The sequence below is a fragment of the Denitrobaculum tricleocarpae genome (genome assembly GCF_007004665.1).
Lineage (GTDB): Bacteria > Pseudomonadota > Alphaproteobacteria > Kiloniellales > Kiloniellaceae > Denitrobaculum > Denitrobaculum tricleocarpae.
In genome coordinates this window covers 92,638-100,667 of the sequence record NZ_ML660065.1, presented here as the reverse complement: position 1 = coordinate 100,667, position 8,030 = coordinate 92,638, and the positions used below count along the sequence as shown (strand labels likewise).

Here is an 8,030-nt window from a genome sequence, read left to right as displayed (position 1 = left end):
TACAACTTCGCAAAGCGGCTCAAAACCCTCAAAGGCCTCACACCATACGAATACATCTGCAAGCTCTGGACTGAACAAACCGAGCGGTTCACACTCGATCCTATCCACCACATGCCGGGACTAAACACCTAGGCCGCGAGGCATTCTTCTTCCTCCCGGCTCGAATGGACTCTGAAACGTAATCCGATCTCGCTGCTCCCTCTGTAAAGGCTTTGCGCTTTCGCCCCAACCCAGTCCGCAGCCGTTGAAAGGCGGCTTTCTCATTTTGTGGTGCCTGCGTGATGAGCTGAGTCCGTTTCGCTTGTGATCGGGCGTCTCTCCGGCGATTTGAGGCAGGCTGGAGTGATGTCCGCAGACGCAATCCAAACGGGCGACAGGATGGCGAGCCTTCGCGCCAGGCCGCGGTTCCAGCCTTGTTTGCCACACCACGCCTGAAACCGGGCGCAATGACCAGGCTCGTCACTTTCACCGTCTTTCGAGGTGCTTCGTGGTGGATGAACTCATGCAGCCGAAATCGAGTTGCAGACTCCCGGATGCCGGTGTCACGGCTGCTGTTCGAATGCAAAGAAAAACGCGTAAAAAGAGAGTGTTTTGGAATCTCCCGTCCGGACAATGGGACACGTCTTTTGATAAGTGCGTGAAGCTTTCGCTTTGCACTCTATTCATAACTCGACAGATCAATTCTGTTTATATTCTTACAAACATAAGTAGGCAATTAATGGTAAACAGGCAAAAAATATTCTCGCATAGATTTTGTTCGCATTAATACAATTTCGATGCCTGCCTATAATTGGTTGTGCCATAAACATCTTATTGGTGTACAAATAGGCAAAAATTTCCACAAAATACTCTGAACGGCAAAAAATTCCTGCCGAAGACCGGCAAAATTTGCCTCAAGAGAATTTCAATAATTAACTAACCACTTGAAGTTGTTAGATTCTCTTAGATCAAAAATTAGGAAAAAAAACTGGCACTATATTTGCGTGTAAAGCCCGGGCATGAATGTTCCGTAATTGGATCTGTTTGTGTGCTGGCAACCAAGTAGGTTGTCGTTTTCCGGGGCCTTTCCAAGAAGGAGAGGTTGGCCACTTCAAGTAGAAGGATTTCAACATGCCAGTAGTTGCGACAAATACGGCCGCCAACACGGCCACACGTTTCCTCAACAACAACTCCTCCATGGCTGCGGGTTCCGTCGGCAAGCTTGCCTCCGGTTCGCGGATTGTTAAGGCGTCGGACGATGCTGCCGGTCTTGCGATCGCGTCGCGTCTGAATTCGGATATCGTTGCTCTGCAGCAGGCGGCCGTTAACGCGTCTCAGGGTTCTTCGATGGTTCAGGTCGCCGACGGCGGCCTGGCACGTATCGGCGACGTTCTGCAGCGTATGAAAGCTCTGGCGGCGGCCTCGCTGTCCGGTGTTCCGACCAATGACGAACGCGCTTTCATCGATGCAGAGTTTCAGCAGTTGACGCAGGAAATCGATGGTATGGCCGCCACGACCAGCTTCAACGGTGCATCGCTTCTCGATGGTACCGGGGCGACACAGGCGAGCTTCTTCGTCGGTACCAATGCCGGCGATAACATTGATGTTACCTGGGTTTCCCTTGCGGCGGGTGCCACTGACTTCACGACAGGCAGCCTGGGTATTGCCTCTAGCGTTACCAACGTTGCAAACGCTACCGCGGCGATGGGCGAGGTCGATGCCGCGATTGACATCATCTCGGAAGCCCGTGCGAATGCCGGTGCTTTGATGTCTCGTTTTGAGTTCCGTGGCCAGCAGATCGCGACCTCTACGGAAAACATCCAGGCCGCGGAATCGGCCATCTCGGATGTCGATCTGGCGGCTGAACAGGCCAAGCTGGTCTCTTCCCAGGTCCTTGTGCAGGCCTCCGTCTCGGCGCTGTCCCAGGCCAACCAGATCCCGCAGTCACTCCTGCGCGTTCTTCAGTAAACGACTGAGACCGCCACGTAGGCGATCTCTGAGACACCTTTCCAAGAAGGAGAGGTTTTTAACTTCAAGTAGAAGGATTTTAACATGCCAGTAGTAGCTACAAATACGGCCGCCAACACGGCCACACGTTTCCTCAACAACAACTCTTCCATGGCAGCGGGTTCCGTCGGCAAGCTTGCCTCCGGCTCGCGGATTGTTAAGGCGTCGGACGATGCTGCCGGTCTTGCGATCGCGTCGCGTCTGAATTCGGATATCGTTGCTCTGCAGCAGTCGGCCGTCAACGCGTCTCAAGGTTCCTCGATGGTTCAGGTCGCCGACGGCGGCCTGGCACGTATCGGCGACGTTCTGCAGCGTATGAAAGCTCTGGCGGCGGCCTCGCTGTCCGGTGTTCCGACCAATGACGAACGTGCCTTCATCGATGCTGAGTTTCAGCAGTTGAGGCAGGAAATCGACGGTATCGCGAACACGACCAGCTTCAACGGTGCATCGCTTCTGAATGGTCAGGGGACCACACAGGCGAGCTTCTTCGTCGGTACCAACGCCGGCGATAACATTGAAGTTACCTTTGCTGCCTTAGCGACGGGTATCACGAACTTCACCGTAGCGGGTACCGATGGCTTGGATGTTACCTCCAGCGTTACGAACGTGGCCAACGCCACCTCGGCGATGGGCGAGGTCGATGCCGCGATTGACATCATCTCGGAAGCCCGCGCCAATGCCGGTGCTTTGATGTCTCGTTTTGAGTTCCGTGGTCAGCAGATCGCGACCTCTGTCGAGAATATCCAGGCCGCGGAATCGGCGATCTCGGATGTTGATCTGGCCGCAGAGCAGGCCAAGCTGGTGTCTTCCCAGGTCCTTGTGCAGGCGTCGGTCTCGGCGCTGTCCCAGGCCAACCAGATCCCGCAGTCACTCTTGCGAGTCCTGCAGTAACGGCTTTCGAGCCTGGCCGTTCTTGAGGAAATTCCTTGAGAACGGTCGGGTTCTGAAGGTTTTCAACGGAGAGGGCGGTGTGGTCATCACGCCGCCCTTTTTGTGTCTGTGACCTCGAGTCCACCGGATTTCGGGGTCTTCACGCTTTTAGCCCTCCAAGACCATCCCCTCCCGACTCTATAGCTTCGGGCGTCCGGCTTTCCCAGTTTCAAACTTGCTCAGTTTCAAGCTTATGGGGGGCTGTTTCCTGGATTTGACGGCTCTCAAGGTTCCAGGACTTCCGGAGCCCCCTGGATTTCAGGGCGTCTGGGGGCGCGAGGGCTCAGAATGTCAGGCGTCCGGATTTGGGCGCTCGGGGCAGGTCACTTCTGACTCTACCATTCCAACACTATAAGATATTGATATATAATGAAAAAATAGAAAAAACTCGCTCATTTCAGCTGATTTTTCTCCTTTTTATCCCTTTGCACGGAAAAATCTGCCGCTTAGGCATGCTTCCGGCAGAAATTTCCTACCTCCAGCAGGCAAATTTTGCCGGGCTAAAAAATAGACCGTATGCTAACCAATTGAATTTATTTATTACTCAACAAACGATTTTTGCGTAAAAAGCTGGCATCGGAATTGCGTGTAGGCATGCGGACCCGTAAGCCTGCGTTTTGGATTTGCGGGTCTGGGAACGCCATGTAGGTGCTCCCTAAACGGCCTTTCCAGGACGGAGAGGTTTCCGACTTCAAGTAGAAGGATATTAACATGCCAGTAGTTGCTACCAATACGGCCGCCAATACGGCCACACGCTTTCTGAACTACAACACCAACATGGCGTCTTCGTCTGTTGGTAAGCTTGCTTCCGGTTCGCGCATCGTGCGGGCTTCGGACGACGCTGCCGGTCTCGCGATCGCTGCCCGTCTGAATTCCGACGTCGTTGCGCTTCAGCAGGCCTCCATCAACGCCTCCCAGGGCGCTTCGATGGTTCAGGTTGCCGACGGTGGTCTGAACCGTATCGGTGACGTTCTGCAGCGGATGAAAGCCCTGGCAGCGGCCTCGCTGTCCGGTGTTCCAACCAATAACGAACGTGCCTTCATCAATGCGGAATACTCTGAGCTGCGAAACGAAATCGACGGTATCGCGGCCACAACCCGCTTTAACGGTGACTCGCTTCTGGACGGTACCGGTACGACCGTTGCCGAGTTCTTTGTTGGTACCGATGCGAACGACACAATCACTGTCGGGTTCGGTTCCCTGGCCGCGGGTTCGGCCAACTTCACGTCCGGTACTTTGGCCGTGACGACGGCTGTCGATACGGCGGCCAATGCTGCGACGGCCATGGATGAAGTCGATGCCGCAATCGACGAAATCTCCGAAGCCCGGGCGAACGCGGGTGCGTTTATCTCGCGTTTCGAGTTCCGTGGTCAGCAGATCGCGACCTCGACCGAAAACATCCAGGCGGCGGAATCGGCTATCTCGGATGTTGATCTGGCGGCTGAGCAGGCCAAGCTGGTGTCCTCGCAGGTTCTTGTGCAGGCCTCCGTCTCGGCGTTGTCTCAGGCAAACCAGATCCCGCAGTCACTCCTGCGAGTTCTTCAGTAAACGACGGCGATCGCCGCTTAGGCGATCTCTGAAGTGCCTTTCCAGGAAGGAGAGGTTTCCGACTTCAAGTAGAAGGATATTAACATGCCAGTAGTTGCTACAAATACGGCCGCCAACACGGCCACACGCTTTCTGAACTACAACACCAACATGGCGTCTTCGTCTGTTGGTAAGCTGGCCTCCGGTTCGCGCATCGTGCGGGCTTCGGACGACGCTGCCGGTCTCGCGATCGCTGCCCGTCTGAATTCCGACGTCGTTGCGCTTCAGCAGGCCTCCATCAACGCCTCCCAGGGCGCTTCGATGGTTCAGGTGGCCGACGGTGGTCTGAACCGTATCGGTGACGTTCTGCAGCGGATGAAAGCCCTGGCAGCGGCCTCGCTGTCCGGTGTTCCAACCGATAACGAACGTGCCTTCATCGATGCGGAGTATCAGGAGCTGATCAACGAGATCGACGGTATCGCGGCGACAACCCGCTTTAACGGTGACTCGCTTCTGGACGGCACCGGCACCGGGTCGGCGGAATTCTTCGTCGGTACCGATGCGGACGATACCATTGACGTCGACTTCAGCGCGCTTGCCAGCGTGACCAACTTCACGTCGGCAACAATGACCCTGACCGCAGATGTGACCACGGCTGCAAACGCAGAGACTGCCATGGGTCAGATCGATACGGCCATTGACGTGATCTCCGAAGCCCGGGCGAACGCGGGTGCGTTTATCTCGCGTTTTGAGTTCCGTGGTCAGCAGATCGCGACCTCTACGGAAAACATCCAGGCCGCGGAATCGGCGATCTCGGATGTTGATCTGGCGGCTGAGCAGGCCAAGCTGGTGTCCTCGCAGGTTCTTGTGCAGGCCTCCGTCTCGGCGTTGTCCCAGGCAAACCAGATCCCGCAGTCACTCCTGCGAGTTCTTCAGTAGACGACGGCGATCGCCAGTTAGGCGATCTCTGAAGTGCCTTTCCAGGAAGGAGAGGTTTCCGACTTCAAGTAGAAGGATTTTAAAATGCCAGTAGTTGCTACAAATACGGCCGCCAACACGGCCACACGCTTTCTGAACTACAACACCAGCATGGCGTCTTCGTCTGTTGGTAAGCTGGCCTCCGGTTCGCGCATCGTGCGGGCTTCGGACGACGCTGCCGGTCTCGCGATCGCTGCCCGTCTGAATTCCGACGTCGTTGCGCTTCAGCAGGCTTCCATCAACGCCTCTCAGGGGGCTTCGATGGTCCAGGTTGCCGACGGTGGTCTGAACCGTATCGGTGACGTTCTGCAGCGGATGAAAGCCCTGGCAGCGGCCTCGCTGTCCGGTGTTCCAACCGATAACGAACGTGCCTTCATCGACGCGGAATTTCAGGAACTGGTCAACGAAATCAACGGTATCGCGGATACGACCCGCTTTAACGGTGACTCGCTGCTCAGCGGGACCACAACCAACACCGCGTTCTTCGTCGGCACAGATGCCAACGATACGATCTCGGTCAACTTTACCTCCCTTGCGGGCGGTACGGCTGGCACAACTTTCGGCGCAACCGCCCTGGGTATTGCCTCGAGTGTTGCGACGGCTGCAAACGCAAGTTCCGCAATGACACAGATCGATACGGCCATCGATACCATCTCCGAAGCCCGGGCGAACGCGGGTGCGTTTATCTCGCGTTTCGAGTTCCGTGGTCAGCAGATCGCGACCTCTACGGAAAACATCCAGGCCGCGGAATCGGCGATCTCGGATGTTGATCTGGCGGCTGAGCAGGCCAAGCTGGTGTCCTCACAGGTTCTTGTGCAGGCCTCCGTCTCGGCTCTGTCCCAGGCAAACCAGATCCCGCAGTCACTCCTGCGAGTTCTTCAGTAGAAGGCGTTTCGGCGCTTTAAACGGGAAGGGCGGCGTGGTTTTCACGCCGCCCTTTCTGATTCTGAACACCGGAGCATCTATCTCACGTGACACCCAGGCGCTCGCTCGCCAGCTTCGTGCCTTCGACCCGGGCCTTGATCTTGGCAAAAGCCGTCGCCCGCGCCGTGACAATGTCATCACCGAAAGGCGAGAAGCCGCAGTCGTCGGTCGTACCCAGATTACTGACCCCGATATGTTCCGCTGCCTGCAGGGTCCGTTCGCAAACGGTCTCGGCGGTCTCGATCTCCTCATTGATCGGATCGATCACGCCGATATAGATCTTCTGTCCGGCCCGGCGTTCATGCGCGATCAGATCGAGCACCCGGGTTTTGTCCGGCTCGCTCGCCATCTGGATGAAGAAACGGCCCGCGTTCAGCTTGAAGAGATCGGGCAGCAGTTCGGCATAATCCACCTCCGCGGAGTGGGTGGAATCATGGTCGCCGCCGGGGCAGGTATGGACGCCGATCATGGATCTCTCGTCTTCGGAAAAGCGATCGAGCACCGCATTGTTGAGTGCAACGAACTCGCGCAGCAGACCGCGTGAGGGATCGAGCTTGCAGGACAGGCGTCCCTCGGTGAAATCAATCTGGACGCTCAGTGCACCCGCGTCGATCGCCGAGCGGATGTCCTTGGTGCATTCCTCGGTCAGATCCCTGATGAACTGGTCGCGGCTGTAGCCTTCGATCCCATCCGGCGGATAGATCAGGCTGAGCGCCGAAGGTGCGATCACGGCCTGCTTGATCATCTTGTGGGTATGCTTGCGCGCCTGTCTGACGTAGTCGCCGGTCGTGGCGCCGTAGCGGAAGGGGCCCTTGGTCAGCCGGGGCAGTTGGCGGGTATGGCCGTCTTCAAAGGAAATGACGACACCGTCGCCTGCCAGGTTGTCGAGGCCGGCCAGCGGGTAGGAGATAAAACTCGGCTTCGATTGCTCGCCGTCGGTGATGATCTGCGAACCCGTAGCCTCCATCTCTTTAAGGGTTTCGGCCACGGCCCGCTCCGTGACGGCCGCGAAGCCGGCATCGTCCAGCGCTCCGTCCGCGTGCTTCTGCATGGCTTCGAGCAGATAGGCCGGACGCGGCACACTGCCGATTGCCTCTGTCGGAATCCCCATAACAGCCTCCCGGTCGTTTTCTCATTCGGATCTTTGCGCGCACGATCAGGCTCGCATCTCCACAGTGGAAACACAATCTTTCCCAGGCGCTTGAACGGAAAAATGCCAGATCAGGCGCTCGCCAATTCCGCGACTCACGCCTTTCACTAAATCACCCGAAGATAGCTATTGCTGTCCGGGCGGGAAAAGGAGTATCGCTCGCTGCACTAACGCTTCCCCTCGGGGAAGTAAGAGGGAACAGGGAACGACTGAGCCGCCGTCAGATGGCGTGATCGAGGCCCTGGCTGCCCCCGCAACTGTGAACGGTGAGCGTCTGTCCGATGCTCTGGCAAGAGGGACGGAACCGGAGTCCTACCGTTCCCCTGAAACGCGGCTTGGCCGTACGGCCCTTCGTGTGACCCTGCGTCAAGCCCGGCAGATCGATGGCGGGAATCCAGCCGTGGAAAGCTGGTCGCGAAGCTTCGATACACCGAAAGGCCGGCGGCCCGAAACGCCGAAGTGATATGCCGTCGCAGCCGTCGGAACGCCGACAGGTCCCGATTGACAGAGTAAAATGATACGTTATAACATATCA

General features: G+C 56.9%; 6 protein-coding genes, 1 pseudogene and 1 riboswitch. Of the genes and pseudogenes, 6 read left to right on the top strand and 1 reads right to left on the bottom strand.

Annotation, left to right across the window (positions count from 1 at the left end; all coding sequences use genetic code 11):
- The 6 genes and pseudogenes from FKG95_RS27180 to FKG95_RS27155 form a co-directional block, all read left to right on the top strand.
- A pseudogene (locus FKG95_RS27180) lies at positions 1 to 132 on the top strand (IS481 family transposase); the annotation flags it as partial.
- Between the two features lie 978 nt (positions 133 to 1,110).
- Positions 1,111 to 1,947, top strand: a complete 837-nt coding sequence (locus FKG95_RS27175) for a flagellin (protein ID WP_142899611.1) — start codon at positions 1,111 to 1,113, stop codon at positions 1,945 to 1,947.
- Between the two features lie 84 nt (positions 1,948 to 2,031).
- Positions 2,032 to 2,877, top strand: a complete 846-nt coding sequence (locus FKG95_RS27170; RefSeq protein ID WP_142899610.1) for a flagellin — start codon at positions 2,032 to 2,034, stop codon at positions 2,875 to 2,877.
- A gap of 750 nt (positions 2,878 to 3,627) precedes the next feature.
- Positions 3,628 to 4,464, top strand: a complete 837-nt coding sequence (locus FKG95_RS27165; protein ID WP_142899609.1) for a flagellin — start codon at positions 3,628 to 3,630, stop codon at positions 4,462 to 4,464.
- A gap of 84 nt (positions 4,465 to 4,548) precedes the next feature.
- Entirely contained in the window at positions 4,549 to 5,382 is an 834-nt protein-coding gene (locus FKG95_RS27160) for a flagellin (RefSeq protein ID WP_142899608.1), read from the top strand.
- Positions 5,383 to 5,466: 84 nt separating this feature from the next.
- Entirely contained in the window at positions 5,467 to 6,306 is an 840-nt protein-coding gene (locus FKG95_RS27155) for a flagellin (RefSeq protein ID WP_142899607.1), read from the top strand.
- A gap of 82 nt (positions 6,307 to 6,388) precedes the next feature.
- Here FKG95_RS27155 and FKG95_RS27150 read toward each other — a convergent pair whose 3' ends face one another.
- Entirely contained in the window at positions 6,389 to 7,456 is a 1,068-nt protein-coding gene (locus tag FKG95_RS27150; protein ID WP_142899606.1) for a cobalamin-independent methionine synthase II family protein, read from the bottom strand.
- A gap of 193 nt (positions 7,457 to 7,649) precedes the next feature.
- Positions 7,650 to 7,829: riboswitch (cobalamin riboswitch) on the top strand.
- Positions 7,830 to 8,030 lie beyond the last annotated feature (201 nt).

What these genes read in the sequence shown, in the direction of transcription:
- FKG95_RS27175 (WP_142899611.1), top strand. Translation starts at nt 1,111, where the DNA reads ATGCCAGTAGTTGCGACAAATACGGCCGCCAACACGGCCACACGTTTC.
- FKG95_RS27170 (WP_142899610.1), top strand. Translation starts at nt 2,032, where the DNA reads ATGCCAGTAGTAGCTACAAATACGGCCGCCAACACGGCCACACGTTTC.
- FKG95_RS27165 (WP_142899609.1), top strand. Translation starts at nt 3,628, where the DNA reads ATGCCAGTAGTTGCTACCAATACGGCCGCCAATACGGCCACACGCTTT.
- FKG95_RS27160 (WP_142899608.1), top strand. Translation starts at nt 4,549, where the DNA reads ATGCCAGTAGTTGCTACAAATACGGCCGCCAACACGGCCACACGCTTT.
- FKG95_RS27155 (WP_142899607.1), top strand. Translation starts at nt 5,467, where the DNA reads ATGCCAGTAGTTGCTACAAATACGGCCGCCAACACGGCCACACGCTTT.
- FKG95_RS27150 (WP_142899606.1), bottom strand. Translation starts at nt 7,456, where the DNA reads ATGGGGATTCCGACAGAGGCAATCGGCAGTGTGCCGCGTCCGGCCTAT.